Genomic DNA, 14,875 nt, shown 5'->3' on the forward strand with positions numbered 1-14,875 from the left:
TTCCCAACACGCCTACACGCCTACACGTCAGACCCGGCCGCGAGGCCGCAGGGCTGCGAGGCGGTACTGCTGACACAATGTCAGCGCAGCGACCGAGGAGCATCACCGACATGGACGAGACGGCACGCAGACCGACAGCGCTTCTGGTCATGGAGGAGGAGCGGAGGCCGGACGTCTATCCGCCCGAGGTACTCGCCGATATCGACCGGCTCGTGATCCGGCAGGCCCCACCGCTCACCCGACAGCAGCTGGCGGACCACCTCGACCTGCTCCACGGCACCGAGATCCTGCTCACCGGCTGGGGCGCTCCCGTCCTCGACGCCGCCTTCCTGGCGCAGGCTCCCCGGCTGCGGGCGGTCCTCGTCGCGGCGGGCTCCGTGCGGCACTTGACGACACCCGCCTTCTGGCAGCGCGGCATTCCGATCGTCTCCGCGGCCGCGGCCAACGCCGTCCCGGTGGCGGAGTTCACGCTCGCGCAGGTCCTCCTCGGGCTGAAGCAGGTCCATCGCATCGGCCGGGACGTGGCCGTCAGCCACCGGTTCCCGCACAACCCGAAGGTCCCCGGCGCCTACCGCTCACGCGTGGGCCTGATGGGGCTCGGCCACATCGGCCGTCTCGTCGCGGCACATCTGCGCCGCTTCGACATCGAGATCCTCGCCACTGACCCCATCGCACGCCCGGACGCCGCACAGGAGTTGGGCGTACGACTCGTCGACATCGAGGAGCTCTTCGCCGCCTGCCACGTCGTCAGCCTCCACGCGCCGCTTCTGCCCGAAACCCGAGGCGCCGTCGGAGCACCCTTGCTGAACTCCCTGATGCCGGGCGCGACGCTGATCAACACGGCCCGTGGCGCGCTCATCGACGAGGGTGCGCTGGCGGAGGTGCTGCATGCCAGGCCCGACCTCACCGCCGTCCTCGACGTCACGCACCCGGAGCCCCCGGCTCCGGAATCACCGCTCTTCACTCTCCCCAACGCAGTCCTGACACCCCACCTCGGCGGAGCCCTCGGCCTTGAACGCCACCGGCTCGGACACCTCGTACGCGACGAACTCGAACGCTTCCTACGAGACCAGCCCCTCCGTCACGCGGTGGACCCGGCCCATGCGGCGTCCCTGGCCTGACAGTTGGAGTCAACCTGCTCCGCAGGCGAACACAATCAGCGCGCGCCCGCCGTCAGCGGTCGGCTCAACTCGACTGCCGATCCGCTGGAACCGACACTTCTCGGCAACCCTGACCGAGGAGGTGTTCTCCGGGTCGGCCTCGAGCAGGAGTTGAGTCAACCCAAGGTCGCTCAAGGCCCATCCCGCGAGCAGCCGTACGGCCCGCGGGGCGATCCCCTGGCCGCGGTGGGCAGGGAACACGCCGTAGGCGATGGTTGCCACATCATCGTCACGGAACTGCAGGTTGATGATCCCGACCGGCTCGTCCGTCGTGGCATCCGCGATCACCAGCGGGGTGGCCTGTCCGGTTCGCCATGCTTCTTGAGTGTGGGCCATGCTCGCGCTGCGAGTGGCTTCGTCCATGGGTGCGTCGTCGAGCCAGCGACGCGTGTCGGGGTCGTAACTCGCTGCCGCGATCGCCTGCAGATCGGACTCACGCCGGAACCTCACGGCAACCACTCCGTCCTCGAGTGGTTCGGACAGCGGTTCGATCGGCCTGGAGCGTCCCATCTGTCGATCCTAAATCGCCTCGGCGAGGCCTCGCTTCAGTTGGGCATGGCCCAGGAACGCAGTCTGGCGGCGACGGCGCGCAGGGGGAGAGTGCCGGTGCGAAGCGCGGTGACGAGTTCGGGCAGGCCACCTGCCGGCGCCTTGACGGGCTCGCCGGATTCGCGCATGTAGCGCAGCGCAAGCGCGCTGCCCACCAGGCCGTTGTAGTCCTGCAGCGGGCGGGTGGTCACGAACATCTGCAGCAGGATGGCCGCCCGGACCGGGGTTTCCGGATAGAAGGGTTCGGCGTCGTGCAGTTCGTACGCATGGCGGTACACGGCGGCCGCGAGCGCGCCCCAGTCGTCGATACCGGTCTCCCGGCCCGTCTGCTGTTCGAACTGCTGGAGGGACTCCTCGATCCAGCCGGCGTCGATGCGCAGGAACATCAGCGGTTGCCCACATCGAAGGCGTCTTCGAACTCATCGAGGAGATCGGTCATGTCGCCGACCAGACCGGACACGAACGCCTCACGGCTCGGATCGATGTCCTTCTCGACCAGGCCGGACACGTACGCCTGAACGGACATGTGGCTACGGCCCGCGCGCTTCTTGAGGAGGTCGTGCGTCTTGGCCGGTACCCGGACGTTCAGCTGCTTCAGGTCGGTGTCCATGCCTCGATGCTAGCAATTGCTAGCAGACGCGAACAGGGATCTACCGTGGCGGGCTCAGCAGTGCCGCGGATGCCAGTCGGGCCGCTGGTGGTAGCGGTGTGTGGTGAGGGTGGGCTTCGAACGCCTGGATCACCAGCCCCGCAAAGCGTCGGGAGGCCATGACCTGGGCGGTGGGAGATGTGGCGTGGATGCCCTTGTTGGCCATGAGGATGAGAATGAGGTCGTCCAGGACGAAGTCGGGCCGCAGGCGCCCTGCTTCCTTGGCCCGCTGGGCCAGCTCGGCGACTGCTTTCACCGTGTAGTGACGGCCCGCGTCGACATCGGTCACCCCGGGGAAGGCCGACAGGAAAGCTTCGGTGAAGCCCCGGTCGCGTGCGTGCAGCTCGCAGATCTTCTCGATCACCAGGCACAGACCACGCCACGGATCAGGATCCGCGCCCGCCTCGTCGACAATGGCGCGACATGCGTGCAATTGGTCGGCGAACGCATCGGCGAGCAGCATCTGTTTGGTCGGGAAGTGGCGGTACAAGGTGGCGGGTCCCACCCCGGCGCGCCGCGCGATCTCCCGCATCGGCACGTCCAGGCCGTCGGCTGAGAACAGTGCTCGGGCCGCGTCGAGGATGCGTTCGCGATTGTCCAGTGCGTCGGAACGCAGCGTATGAGGCAAATGATCGGTCACCACTCTCACTTTACCTAAACGGACGGGGGCGTCCGTTAACGTCCAGGACGTAGCGGCGCGCGGAGATCATCGGGGCGCGCGGCATCGTGCTTGAGCGGTCTGAGAAGTGGAGACGACATTGAAGGCGATCGTGATCCAGACGTACGGAGGCCCTGAAGGTCTGGCTGTTGTCGACCTGCCGGTGCCCACACCTGCCGCCGGGCAGGTGCTGATAGCCACCGAGGCGGTGGGCGTCGGTGGTGTCGACACCGTGATCCGCAGCGGGGCTCTGGCCGCCTACGGATTCAAGGAGGGCCACATCCCGGGCAGCGAGGTGGCGGGCACCGTGACCGCGGTCGGGGACGACGTCGACGCGTCGTGGATCGGCCGACGAGTGTGGGGTTTCACCGGCACCGGCGGAGGCTACGTCGAACAGGTCAACGCGTCCGTCGAGGAGATCCTTCCCCTGCCCAGCAGCCTGTCCGCCGTCGACGCGATGACGCTCGGAAACTCCGGTGCGGTGGCCCACTTCGCGCTCCGCCACGCCCATTTCGCTCCCGGCGAGACAGTCCTGGTGCGTGGCGCGGCCGGCAGTATCGGGATCATGGCGGTGCAGCTCGCGGCTCGCGGTGGTGCCGCCGCGGTGGCGGTGACGACATCGTCGGCCGAGCGCGGCGAGCGGCTGGTCCGTCTCGGGGCGACCCACGTGCTGGGCCGTTCCGGCGACGGAGGGGAGGAGGCTCCAGTGGGCTATGACGTCATCATCGACATTGTGGCCGGCAAGGACATGCCGTCGTTCTTCGACAGACTCAACCCGAAAGGACGGATGGTGGCCGTGGGCGTTGTCGCAGGTCAGCCGCCCGCGGACTTCGGTACGAGGATGGTGGCGGCTTTTCAGAAGTCGATGTCCTTCGCGACTTTCAGCGTAGACACCGTTGCCCGAGCCGACCTGCATGTCGTGCGCAGCGAGCAGTTCGACGCAGCTGGCCGAGGCGAGATCGAAACGGTGGTGCACGAGGTGCTGCCACTGGACAAAGCCGTGCTGGCGCACCAGAAGATGGACGCGGGTGAGGTCTTCGGCCGGATCGTGCTGACGCCGTAGACCGTCTGACGCCATAGACCGTGCTCCCCACCTGCGTGGGTTTCTTCCCCGTACGGGATCGGCTTCTACTGGCCCAGCCAGAGGTCCGGGCCGAAGACCTCGTAGTGGATCCTCTCGGCGGGCACGCCGCGCTCCAGCAGGTCGCCGCGCACCGCCCGCATGAACGGAAGCGGCCCGCACAGGTAGGCCGTCAGGTCTGCCGGGAGTTCCAGGCCGCTCACGTCGGCTTGACCGACGGCCGCCGTCGGCTCCTGGTCGCCCGGCACCTCGTACCAGAGATGGTGCCGGGCGTTGGGCAGTGCCCGCACCAGGTCGAGCTGCTCAGTCCGGTGCGCGTGGTCGGTGGGGGAGCGGTCGGCGTGGACCGCGATGACGGGGCGGTCGGAGCCGGTGGCGGCCAGGTGGTCGAGCATGGCGAGCATGGGCGTGTTGCCGATCCCGGCGGACGCCACAAGGAGTGGGCCGTCACCCTCGGGCAGGACCAAGTCGCCGAAGGGCGCCGACACGGTGAGCGCGTCGCCCGGCTGTGCGTGTTCGTGGAGCCATGCCGAGACCTCGCCCTCCGGCCCTGCCGCGTCGCGGGCACGGACACGCTTGACGCTGATGCGCAGATCCTGCCGACCGGGAGCGGAGGAGAGGCTGTACTGGCGGATCTGCCGGGCGCCGTCCGGGAGTTCGACCCGCACGCTGACGTACTGGCCCGGCCGGAAGGCGGCAGCGGGCCGCCCCTCGGTGGGCCGCAGACGGAAGGAGACGACATCGGGTGTCTCCTGACACCGCTCAACGATCTCCATACGCCGCCAGACCTCGCCCTCCGCGGCGCCCGCCTCCTGGTAGAGGCGCGCTTCGAGGGCGATCAGCGCGTTGGCCATGAGCCAGTAGACCTCGTCCCAGGCCGCGGTGACCTCGTCAGTGACCGCGTCGCCCAGCACCTCGGCTATCGCCGCGAAGAGATGCCGGTGGACGATCTTGTACTGGCCGGAGGTGATACCGAGCGACGCGTGCTTGTGCGCGATCCGCGCGAGCATCGTGTCGGGGCGGATGTCCGGCTTCTCGAGGAGCAGGCCCGCGAACGCGGCGATGGAGCCGGCCAGCGCCTTCTGCTGCTCCCCGTTGGCCTGGTTGCCGCGATTGAACAGGTCCCGCAGCAGCTCGGGGTGGGCGTCGAACAGCTTCCGGTAGAACAACTCTGTGATGTTCCCGATGGCGGCTCCGACAGTCGGAAGGGTGGCCCGGATGACGGGGGCGGACTGCTCGGAAAGCACTGCGGCTCCTAAGTGGTATCTAGTATGCGCATTTAAATGTGTGTGTGACCGCGTCCCGTGGGCGGTGTCGCCCGGGAGCGTGGGCCAGGGCTCGACTACTGCGGCGGCGGGCCGGTGAGGGTCATCAGGACCGGGCCGGTGGGCGAGCTGACGAGATCGCCCACGGTCAGCGGGTCGAGCGTGGCGTAGAACGCCTCCTGGGCATCGCGCAGTGCGCGCCGCAGGCGGCAGGCTCCACGCAGGGGGCACGGCGGGTCGTCGCAGGAGACGACCTCACCCTCACCTTCGAGCTCACGTACCAGCCAGCCTACCGAGGCCCGCCGGCCGAGGTCGGTCAGAGCAAGGCCGCCACCACGGCCGCGGCGGGCCTCCACCACGCCGAGGTGTTGCAGGCGCGTGATCGCCTTCGCCGCGTGCGTATGCCGCACGTCCATGGCTTGGGCCACCTCGCGGGTGGTGAGCAGCTCGTCATCGGCGCAGACCGCAAGGCGCATGACGGAACGCAGTGCAAGGTCGGTGAACTTTGTCAGTCTCACAGTCAGGAGGTTACCAAATACGAATATTGGATTCGCGTTATGTGGTCACCGTGACCGCGTGGAGTGCGTCACGAGCCCTGGCGGTACGAGCCCTGGCGGTACGAGCCCTGCGGTGCGGTGGCCTGGCGGTGCGGCGGCCTGGCGGTACGAGCCCTGCGGCGCGGCGGCCTGGGCCTCTGACGATCACGGATGTACCGGCAGGGCCCAGGGCTCGTCGCGCGCCTACGGGCGGACTGTGAGTACGAGCTTTCCGGTGACGCGGCCCGTCTCGCCCTCCGCGTGGGCCTTGGCGGCCTCGGCGAGGGGGTACGTGTCCGAGACGTGGACCCGCAGCTGTCCGGACTCGGCGAGTGCCGCGATCGCTGTCATGCCCGCCTGATCGTGCTCCACCAGCATGTCCGTGGCCCGCACGCCCAACTCGGCGGCGCGCTCGGTGACTTCGTCGAAGTTGCCGGGCAGGATCGACACCAGGATGCCGCCGGGCCGCAACACCTCCAGGGAGCGCAGCCGGTCCTCGCCGCCCAGCGGGTCGAGGACCACGTCGATGTCGCGGGCCTCCTCCACGAAGTCGGCGGTGCGGTAGTCGATGACCTCGTCCGCGCCCAGGCCGCGTACGAAGTCGTGCTTCGCGGCGGAGGCCGTGCCGATGACGTACGCCCCGCGAGCCTTGGCGATCTGCACTGCGACATGGCCTACGCCACCGGCCGCCGCATGAACCAACACCCGCTGGCCTGCCTCCACTTGGGCGTTGTCGACGAGGGCCTGCCAGGCGGTCAGCGCGACCAGTGGCAGCGCGCCCGCCTCGATGTGGCTCAGCCTGTCAGGCCTGCGTACGAAGGCACGGGTGGGCCCGGTCACGTACTCGGCGTGCGAACCGGCTCCGTACGGGTACGGCAACATACCGAACACCTCGTCGCCCGGTGTGAACAGTGAGACGCCGATGCCGACCGCCTCGACGACGCCCGACACGTCCCAGCCGAGCGTGAACGGCGGCTCGCCCAGGAAGTAGCCGAGCTTGCGGTGCTTCCAGTCGGTCGGGTTCACGCCCGCCGCATGCACGGCGACGAGGATCTGGCCGACGCCGGGCTTCGGGCGCGCGACCTCGACCTCCTTCAGTACGTCGGGGTCGCCCAGGACGTCCTGGCTGATGGCCTTCATGGTCGGTCGGCCCGACTGGGCGGTCTGCGTCGGCCCGGTCGGCTCTGTGGGCTGAGAAGTGGTGTTCGTGGTCATGGACCCAGCCTGCGCCAAGGGCCTGACCTCGGCAATGGCAAGATAGACATTAAGCGATAGGATCGTGCCATGACCTCGATGGAATTCCTTGTCGATCGCCCGCACCGCGTAGTCGTCCTCGCTCTCGAGGGCGTCTACCCCTTCGAGCTCGGCATCCCGAACCGGGTCTTCCCCCTGGTCCCCGGGGCCTACGAGGTGGTGACCTGCGCGGCGACGGACGACCGCACAGTGGCCACCAACGCCGACTTCAGCATCACTGTCGGGCACGGCCCCGAGGTGCTGGAGAGCGCGGACACGGTGGTCCTGCCGCCCTACGACCTGCGGAGCATCACCGCCGGGCTGTCGGAGCCCGTGCGCGACGCGCTCGCCCGGGTCAGGCCCGGCACTCGGTTCGTGTCCATCTGCACGGGGGCGTTCACACTCGCCGCGGCCGGTCTGCTCGACGGACGGCCCGCGACGACGCACTGGGCGCTCGCGGACGACTTCCGGCGCATGTTCCCCCATGTCGCCCTGGATCCGGACGTGTTGTTCGTCGACGACGGCGACATGCTCACCTCGGCGGGTGCCGCGTCCGGTGTCGACGTGTGCCTGCACGTGGTGCGCTCCGACCATGGCAGCGCGGTCGCCAACCGGGTCGCCCGGCACTGTGTCGTGCCACCGTGGCGGGAGGGCGGCCAGGCTCAGTACATCGAGCAGCCGATACCGGACGAGGGTGCCACCGGCACCGCCGCGACCCGCGCCTGGGCCCTGGAGCACCTCGACCGGCCGCTCGCCCTGCGGGAGTTGGCCGCGCACGCCCGGATGAGCCCGCGCACCTTTGCGCGCCGCTTCCAGGAGGAGACGGGCATGAGCCCTGGCCGGTGGCTGATCCAGCAGCGCGTGCACCGGGCCCGGCATCTGCTGGAGTCCAGCGATCTGGCGGTCGACCGGGTCGCGGCAGAGGTCGGCTTCGCGACCGGGACGTCGCTGCGGCAGCATTTGCAGGCGGCCATCGGGGTGTCGCCGCAGGCGTACCGGAAGACGTTTCAGGCGGTACGACCCGGCTGAGCCGCCATGTGACGGTGCGTCTGCTCGGCGTCCGAATTCTGAACCGGCCCTCACTCGGCTCGGGGCGGTCGGTCGGTGTCCGTCCGGGGCGCGTCGCGGGGGGAGCGGTGTCGATCCGTGATCTCCTCGACGATCCGCATGACTCGATCGCCCACCTGATCGATGCTTCCGTTCTGCGTACTGACCTGCGCGCCTTCGAGTACGAAGGTGATTTCGGCCGCGGCCTGCTCGGGGTCGGGCAGCCCGGCCTCGGTGCACATGCCGACCAGTCTGCGGGTCTGGTGCGCCTTGTGATCCTCGATCACCTGCCGTGCGGGATGGGAGCGGTCGGGCAGTTCGGCGATGGAGTTGATGAACGGGCAGCCCCGGTGCGAGATTTCAGGCAGTCCCTCGGCGATGAAGCGGGCCAGGCCCAGGATCTGTTCCCTGGGGTGGCCGGAGTGTTCGGCCTCGACCCGGTCGAAGGCCGCGCGGTAGTCGGCTGCGACGATCCGCAGCCACTCCGCGACCAGCGCGTCTTTGGTGTCGAAGTGGCGGTAGATCGCCATTTTGGTGGTCTCGGCCCGCTCGGCGATTGCCTGGACGCCCACCCGCCGGATGCCCTCGCTCTGGAAGAGCTCCTCCGCCGCGTCGAGGATGCGCTCACGAGGCGGCAGTTTCGCCACCCTGCTCGGCCTTCTGGTGGTCGATGCCATGACTGCTCCGTGACGTCCGGTCCATTGGGCGGGGCGGTTCCGTTGAGGGCCCTCACATTCTGCCGCACACCTTGCTGCACGCCCTGCTACGGTACCACTCCGTTCCATGCGATACCGATCGGTATCACTAGGTACTCGACGGTATCGATTTCTTCCACTGAGAGAGGAGTGTGAGGGGAATGGCAGTGAGCATTGCCGAGTACGTGAGCTTCGACGCGGTCGGGCTTGCGAAGCTGGTGGCCAAGGGTGAGGTGACCCCCGCCGAACTGGAAGCGGCCGCACGCGAGGCCGCGCAGGCGGTCAACCCGCAGATCAACGCCATCGTGGAGACCTGGCCGACGGACGACGAGCCCACCCCCGGCACGGGCAGCGGCCGTGCACCGCTGGCCGGGGTCCCTTTCCTGATCAAAGACATCGCGGTCACCATGGCCGGAAGGCGAACGGAACTGGGCAGCCGTCTCGCCGTCGGTAATGTCGCCGGCGCCGACTCCTCCCTGATGCTGCGCTTCCGCCGCGCAGGACTCGTGACCTTCGGGCGTACCGCGACCCCGGAGATGGCCTACAGCACCACGACGGAACCCGTGCTGTACGGCGCGACCCGCAACCCGTGGAACCTGGAGCGGAGCGCGGGCGGATCCAGCGGGGGCGCCGGCGCGGCTGTCGCCGCCGGGGTGGTCCCCGTCGCACACGCCACCGATGCCGCGGGATCGATCCGCATCCCCGCCGCCTACAACGGCCTCTTCGGATTGAAGCCCACCCGTGGCCGGGTCTCCATGGGCCCCGACTTCGACGAGGTCTTCAACGGCCTGGCCGTGCACGGCAGCGTCAGCCGGACGGTTCGCGACAGCGCGGCACTGCTCGACCGGATCCGCGGCCCGGAACCGGGTGACCCCTACTTCGCCCAGGAGCCTTCCCGGCCGTACGCCGATGAAGTGGCCCGCCCCCCGGGCTCGCTGCGGATAGGTGTCCTCACCCAGGCGTGGGGCGGACGCCGTACGACCACACCGGTGGCCGACGCTCTCTCTCGCACCGGGCATCTGCTCGAATCCCTCGGCCATCAGGTGGAGGAGGTCAAGGTCGGACTCGGGGCCGACTGGGAGGAGTTCGTCCTGGCCAACGCCCGTCAGTGGTCGGCGAATCTCACGGCGTCGGTCGACGAGCTGGCTGCGGCCTTCGACCGGCCCATCGACTCCTCGACCCTCGAGCCGGTGACCCTTGCCGGCTACCACTACGGGCGGCGGGTCGGCGGCGCCCAGTTCGTCGCCGCTCTCGCCGTCCGGAACCGGGTCGCTCGAAGCCTGGCACGGTACTTCGGCACTCACGACGTGCTGCTCACCCCGACCTTGCCGGAGCTTCCCGTGCCTTTGGGTACCCACGCCGAGGGTGCGGAGGCGCTGGACGGCCTCGGCTGGCTTCGCCGCATCTTCGACCTCTCACCGTTCACCGCGGCGTTCAATGTGGCGGGTACGCCCGCCATGTCCGTGCCGGTGACAGCCGATGCCGGGACGGGGCTCCCGATCGGCATGCAGTTCGCCACCGGATACGGGCTCGAAGGGCGCCTGTTCCGCCTCGCCGGACAACTCGAACAGGCAAGCCCGTGGTCGGGCCGGACCCCCACGGTGTGGGCAGGGGACCACGCGGGTCACTGAGGAGTGCTCACTCACCGGTCCGGAGATCGCGCTTTCCCAGGGCTGGTGGCGCACCCGACCAGCCACCTCCGCAAAGCTCCAGGTCACAGCATCATCGCAGGTCACATGGGGTGGCGTAACTTCGCGGCAACAAAGCTCACCTAACGTCGGTGTCCGGCGCGAGGCATTCCCCGCGCCGGACACCGACGTATTCACCTTGAGGGAGCCATGCGCGATCCGAAGCCGAGCGGTAACGGGTCCGGCGCGCCACTGACACGGGCCGACCGGGCCCGGACAGTGGCCAGCGTGCTGCGCAGGCAGGTCATGTGCGGGGCCTTTCCAGGTGGCGTACTGCCCGATGAGCGAGCCCTGATCGCCGAGTTCGGCGCCACCCGGAACACCGTCCGAGAGGCCCTGGGCGTCCTGCGCGACGAAGGGCTGGTCGAACGCCGCCGGGGCGTGGGCACGGTCGTGATCGGCCGCTCCTACGAGCATCCGCTCGGCGAACTGTCGGGACTCGCCGAGGTGCTCCAGCAGCACGGCGCCGTCGTCAACGAGGTGCGCGAAGCCCGCGCCCTACGTCCGCCGCTCACCGTCGCCCGCCGCCTGGGCCTGCCCGAAGGGGCCCAGGCCGTCTATCTGGAGCGGCTGCGCCGGGTGGACGGCATCCCTCTGTCCCTGGACTGCACCTATCTCATCCCCGAGGTGGGGGAGCCCCTCCTCGCGCGCGCCAGGAAGACGCCGCACACGCTGGAGAACCACGACGTCTTCGATCTGATCGAGGCCGCGGCGGACATGCCGCTCGGCTCGGCCGAGGTGTCCGTCCACGCCACGGTCGCCGATCCGGCGACCTGCGCGGTCCTGGAGATGCCCGAGGGCGGCGCGATCCTCGCCGTCGAACGCCTCACCCGCCTCGCCGACGGCCGCCCAGCCGACCTGGAGTTCCTCCATCTGCGCGGGGACCGACTGACACTGCACGCCACTCTCGACCGGGCGAAGAGCACCGACAGCTCCCTGCTGTAACGGCATCGCGGGGCACGCACGGCACCGCAGGCGCGGACACATCACCGTGACGAGGTGCCGGCGCCGTATCAGGCACGCGTGGTGACGTGCCGTGCCCGGCCCTTCTACGGAGGTCCTGTTGGATCACGCCGATCCCGCCGATACTGCCCCTGCCGCCTACGGGCCCGCACACCCACACCCACACCAACTCCCAAAGCATCCGCCCGCGTTGACATCGCTGGCCATGTGTCTGTGCGTCACCTTGGTGATCGGCATGGTCTCCGCCGTCAATCTGGCCATCCCCGACCTGTCCGCCGACGCGCTGCGCCCCTCGGCTCAGGCAGTGGTGTGGGTGGTGGACGGCTATGTCGTCATGTTCGCCTGCCTGTTGGTCCCCGCCGGCGCGCTCACCGATCGCAGAGGCCGCAAGGGAACGCTCATGTGCGGCATGGGAGTGTTCACCCTCGGCGCGGTGATCTGCGCCGGTGCCCCGCACATCACCGTTCTGATCGCAGGGCGCATGATCAGCGGGGTCGGCGCCGCCGCCGTACTGCCCACCACGCTCGCCCTGCTGGTCGACGGCCTGCCGGACCGGGCGCGGCGCAAGGCCGTCGCCTTGTGGGCGTCCATGACGGGGCTCGCCGCCGTACTGGGGAACGTGGGCGGTGGCGCCGCCATCGAGTACGGCAGTTGGCGCACGCTCTTCCTCTGCCTGGTCCCGCTCGCCCTGTGCGCCCTGCTCCTGGTGGCCGCCGTGGCCCCCGTCACCGCCCGCCGTCCGAGCCCTGCCGCGCCGCTCGCGGGCGCCCTGCTCACCGCCGGTTTTCTGGCGCTGCTCTACGCGATCGTCTCCGGTCCGCAAGCAGGCTGGAGCGCCCCGCCGGTCCTGTTCGCCTGCACCTTGGCGGTGGTGCTGCTTGCCGCGTGGGTCCGGCACGAACTGCGTACCCGCGACCCGCTCCTGGACCCGCGCCTCTTCGCGCGGCCCGCTGTACGGGCGGGTGCGGTGGGGATGGCCGCGCTCTTCGCGGGCATGTTCGGCCTCTTCTACCTCAACGGCCAGTACCTCCAGTACGCCAAGGGGTACGGGCCGCTCGAAGCCGGACTGCGGTTGCTGCCGATGGCCGCGGCACTCCTTGCGGGGCCGCGCATCGGCCTGCTGCTCGAGCGGGTGTGCGGCCGACGCGGCACCGTCCTCATCGGCATGTTGGTACTGGCCGCCGGGCTGTGTGTGGTGTCAGCCGCCGATGCCCGTACCCCGTACGCCCTCTACGCCATGGGTGCCGGACTCACCGCGCTCGGCTGCGGCACCGCGAGCCCGCTGCTCTCGCACGCCATGATGAGTGCGCTGCCCGCCGAGAGGGCGGGCACCGGTTCCGCATTGCAGAGCCTCGCGAGGGAGTTGGGCAGTGCCGTCGGCATCGCCGTCACCGGCACCATCACCACCGCCGTCTTCACGGCTCGCCTCCCCTCCGCGCTGTCGGGGCCCGGCCGGCCCACGACGGTCGCGGAAGCCACGTCCCGTACCTCCGGCCCCCACCTGCACACGGCGGTCGTCGACGCGTTCACCGCGGGCCTGCACTCCGCGACGCTGACCCTGGCCGCCGCCATCACACTGATCGCGCTGGCTGTCGCGAGGTGGCTTCCGCCGGGACGATGATTCGGCGGGTGCGCGGGTGCGCGGGTGCGGGGGTGCGTACGGAGGTACGGGAGGCCACGGCGGGCCGCGCCCCGACCGGCTACTACCGCGGCTCCACGCGCTGCAGCTTCGCGCGGGCCACCACTTCGGGACCCACCTTCGCCGCCCGCGCCACCAGCGCGGGGCCGTCCCAGTCCAGTGGCCAGCCCTCCCACAGCCGCAGCTTGCCGTCGACCACCACGGCGGTGATCTGGTCACGGTTGGAAAGCCGGACCAGTTCCCACTCCAGATCCCACGAGGGAGTGAGCTCAGGGACGTTCACGTCCACGACGAGGAAGTCAGCGGCCTTGCCCACCGCGATCTCCCCGGTCACCTTGCCGAGGCCGAGCGCGTCAGCGCTGAGCGACGTCGCGTGCTCCAGCCACATCCGCCCAGCGCCGCACGAGGAATCCCCCGACGCCATGCCGTACGCAAGCCGCTGGGCCGTCTCCGCCGCGTCGACGAGGCGGAACCCGTCGCCGCGCGTCCCGTCAGTGCCCGTACCGAAGCGCACCCCCATCGCGGCCAGCATGGTGGCGTGAGCGACGGCGTTGCCCTTCCAGGCACTGGCCACGGGGTTGTAGCTGATGGCCGCGCCGGAGTCGGCCAGCATCCGCATCTCGCCCGGCGTGAGCAGCGTGGCATGGGAACCCAGCGTGTGCGGACCGAGCGCCCCAAGATGCCGCAGATATTCGACCGGGCGCCGCCCCACGCTCTTCAACGACCGTTCCACGGAAGCCAGATGCTCATTGACATGGATCTGGAACACGGCGTCGGCCTCGCGGCACAGGTCCGCCGTCCGCTTGATGATTTCCGCGGACGCGTCCTCGGGCACGGGAATGGCAAGCGAGGGATGGATCAGCGGATGCGCCTCCCACCGACCGAGATGTTCCGGCCCGCCCTTCCCGTCAGAAACGACCTTGGACAGTACGCACCGGATACCCGTTTCTTCCGTTCCCTTCGCCACCACGGCCACATCGACCGGCGCCCGTGTCCCGGCATCGGCAACCGTCGTGAAGCCGCCACGCAGCGCCTCAAGGGAGGCCAACTTCGCCGACACATAGGCACTCTCCTCGTCGAGTGCGTGTTCCAGCGGCTCCCATATCGTCTTGAAGATCTCCGAAGGCTGCCCGAACGACTGGGCCTTGCCGAAACTCTGCGTCAGATGATGATGCGCGTCGACGAAGCCCGGCATGATCAAGTGCCCGTCAAGGCGCACCGGGTGCAGATCGGGATGCGCGGCGATGAGCTCGCTCGCAGGACCGACCGCCCGGAACTTCCTCCCCTCGACGAGCACGGCCTGCCCACGCTTCGGACCCTCCGGCAGCAACAACAGCTCCGGTACGAGCAGCTTCCTGGCACCCTTGAGCTGCTCCGCCCGCAGCCCACCGGGAGAGCCGCCCCCGCCCTTCCCGCTCGCCTGCCCGGCGCTGTTCGCGCCCGTGGCCGCGGCGGCGCTCCCAGCTGCTGCGGCCCCGATGAGCCCAGCGGCACCCACAAGACCCGTCCCGACGAGAAACCCACGTCTGCCGGGCAGCTCCACCCGATCCGCCCGCTCTTGCCCTTGCTCTGCTGACTGCTCGTCCCGCTGCTCGCTCGCCAACCCACTCGCCCGCTTCCGTACTTCGCATGACCGCACATCGCGCCTCCGTACACTCCGCACGCTCCGGGCTCGGCGTGCGGGCGACAGCGGTGTGCCGTACGTACGGCAG

General features: G+C 69.6%; 15 protein-coding genes. 6 read left to right on the top strand and 9 right to left on the bottom strand.

The annotated features are described in order from the left end of the window. Positions 1-110: 110 nt before the first annotated feature. Complete coding sequence (locus tag ACGFSB_RS28925) at positions 111-1,121, top strand: hydroxyacid dehydrogenase (protein WP_393405274.1); 1,011 nt, start codon at positions 111-113, stop codon at positions 1,119-1,121. A 9-nt stretch (positions 1,122-1,130) separates the two neighbouring features. On the opposite strand, the gene ACGFSB_RS28930 is transcribed toward ACGFSB_RS28925, so the two are convergent. Genes ACGFSB_RS28930 through ACGFSB_RS28945 form a run of 4 tightly spaced genes read right to left on the bottom strand, consistent with a single transcriptional unit; the run spans position 1,131 to position 2,998 of the window. Further along, on the bottom strand, positions 1,131-1,670 hold the full coding sequence (locus ACGFSB_RS28930; protein WP_393405276.1) for a GNAT family N-acetyltransferase: 540 nt from the start codon (positions 1,668-1,670) through the stop codon (positions 1,131-1,133). Between the two features lie 35 nt (positions 1,671-1,705). Next, the gene (locus ACGFSB_RS28935; protein ID WP_393405278.1) at positions 1,706-2,095 is read right to left on the bottom strand and encodes a hypothetical protein; all 390 of its coding nucleotides are present in this window, start codon (positions 2,093-2,095) and stop codon (positions 1,706-1,708) included. Continuing rightward, a complete protein-coding gene (locus tag ACGFSB_RS28940; RefSeq protein ID WP_393405280.1) occupies positions 2,095-2,319 on the bottom strand; it encodes a hypothetical protein in 225 nt (74 codons plus the stop codon). Before ACGFSB_RS28940 ends, ACGFSB_RS28935 begins: the two co-directional genes overlap by 1 nt. Positions 2,320-2,359: 40 nt before the next feature. Continuing rightward, positions 2,360-2,998: a TetR/AcrR family transcriptional regulator gene (locus ACGFSB_RS28945; protein ID WP_393405438.1), complete on the bottom strand. Its 639-nt coding sequence runs from the start codon at positions 2,996-2,998 to the stop codon at positions 2,360-2,362. Between the two features lie 118 nt (positions 2,999-3,116). Between ACGFSB_RS28945 and ACGFSB_RS28950 the strand changes: the two genes are divergently transcribed. Then, positions 3,117-4,079: a zinc-binding dehydrogenase gene (locus tag ACGFSB_RS28950; protein ID WP_393405282.1), complete on the top strand. Its 963-nt coding sequence runs from the start codon at positions 3,117-3,119 to the stop codon at positions 4,077-4,079. Between the two features lie 65 nt (positions 4,080-4,144). On the opposite strand, the gene ACGFSB_RS28955 is transcribed toward ACGFSB_RS28950, so the two are convergent. The 3 genes from ACGFSB_RS28955 to ACGFSB_RS28965 all read right to left on the bottom strand — a co-directional run bounded on the left by ACGFSB_RS28955 (position 4,145) and on the right by ACGFSB_RS28965 (position 7,113). Then, positions 4,145-5,344: a globin domain-containing protein gene (locus ACGFSB_RS28955; protein ID WP_393405284.1), complete on the bottom strand. Its 1,200-nt coding sequence runs from the start codon at positions 5,342-5,344 to the stop codon at positions 4,145-4,147. 95 nt (positions 5,345-5,439) lie between these two features. Then, positions 5,440-5,880 (bottom strand): nitric oxide-sensing transcriptional repressor NsrR, encoded by a 441-nt coding sequence (nsrR, locus tag ACGFSB_RS28960; RefSeq protein ID WP_393405286.1) that lies wholly within the window; start codon positions 5,878-5,880, stop codon positions 5,440-5,442. 222 nt (positions 5,881-6,102) lie between these two features. Beyond that, positions 6,103-7,113: an NADP-dependent oxidoreductase gene (locus tag ACGFSB_RS28965; RefSeq protein ID WP_393405288.1), complete on the bottom strand. Its 1,011-nt coding sequence runs from the start codon at positions 7,111-7,113 to the stop codon at positions 6,103-6,105. A 69-nt stretch (positions 7,114-7,182) separates the two neighbouring features. Here ACGFSB_RS28965 and ACGFSB_RS28970 point away from each other — a divergent pair, with 69 nt between their 5' ends. After that, the gene (locus ACGFSB_RS28970; RefSeq protein WP_393405290.1) at positions 7,183-8,160 is read left to right on the top strand and encodes a GlxA family transcriptional regulator; all 978 of its coding nucleotides are present in this window, start codon (positions 7,183-7,185) and stop codon (positions 8,158-8,160) included. A gap of 50 nt (positions 8,161-8,210) precedes the next feature. Here the strand turns inward: ACGFSB_RS28970 and ACGFSB_RS28975 are convergent, their stop codons facing one another. Continuing rightward, positions 8,211-8,855 (bottom strand): TetR/AcrR family transcriptional regulator, encoded by a 645-nt coding sequence (locus ACGFSB_RS28975; RefSeq protein ID WP_393405292.1) that lies wholly within the window; start codon positions 8,853-8,855, stop codon positions 8,211-8,213. A gap of 185 nt (positions 8,856-9,040) precedes the next feature. Here ACGFSB_RS28975 and ACGFSB_RS28980 point away from each other — a divergent pair, with 185 nt between their 5' ends. From ACGFSB_RS28980 to ACGFSB_RS28990, 3 genes are all read left to right on the top strand, one after another. Beyond that, positions 9,041-10,504 carry an amidase gene (locus ACGFSB_RS28980; RefSeq protein ID WP_393405440.1) on the top strand — a complete coding sequence of 488 codons (1,464 nt, stop codon included), beginning with the start codon at positions 9,041-9,043 and terminating at the stop codon, positions 10,502-10,504. Between the two features lie 207 nt (positions 10,505-10,711). After that, the gene (locus tag ACGFSB_RS28985) at positions 10,712-11,506 is read left to right on the top strand and encodes a GntR family transcriptional regulator (protein ID WP_393405294.1); all 795 of its coding nucleotides are present in this window, start codon (positions 10,712-10,714) and stop codon (positions 11,504-11,506) included. A gap of 208 nt (positions 11,507-11,714) precedes the next feature. Continuing rightward, entirely contained in the window at positions 11,715-13,145 is a 1,431-nt protein-coding gene (locus ACGFSB_RS28990; RefSeq protein ID WP_393405296.1) for an MFS transporter, read from the top strand. An 82-nt stretch (positions 13,146-13,227) separates the two neighbouring features. On the opposite strand, the gene ACGFSB_RS28995 is transcribed toward ACGFSB_RS28990, so the two are convergent. Then, on the bottom strand, positions 13,228-14,547 hold the full coding sequence (locus ACGFSB_RS28995) for an amidohydrolase family protein (protein WP_393405442.1): 1,320 nt from the start codon (positions 14,545-14,547) through the stop codon (positions 13,228-13,230). Positions 14,548-14,875 lie beyond the last annotated feature (328 nt).

The sequence above is a fragment of the Streptomyces sp. NPDC048441 genome (assembly GCF_043200235.1).
Taxonomy (GTDB): Bacteria; Actinomycetota; Actinomycetes; order Streptomycetales; family Streptomycetaceae; genus Streptomyces.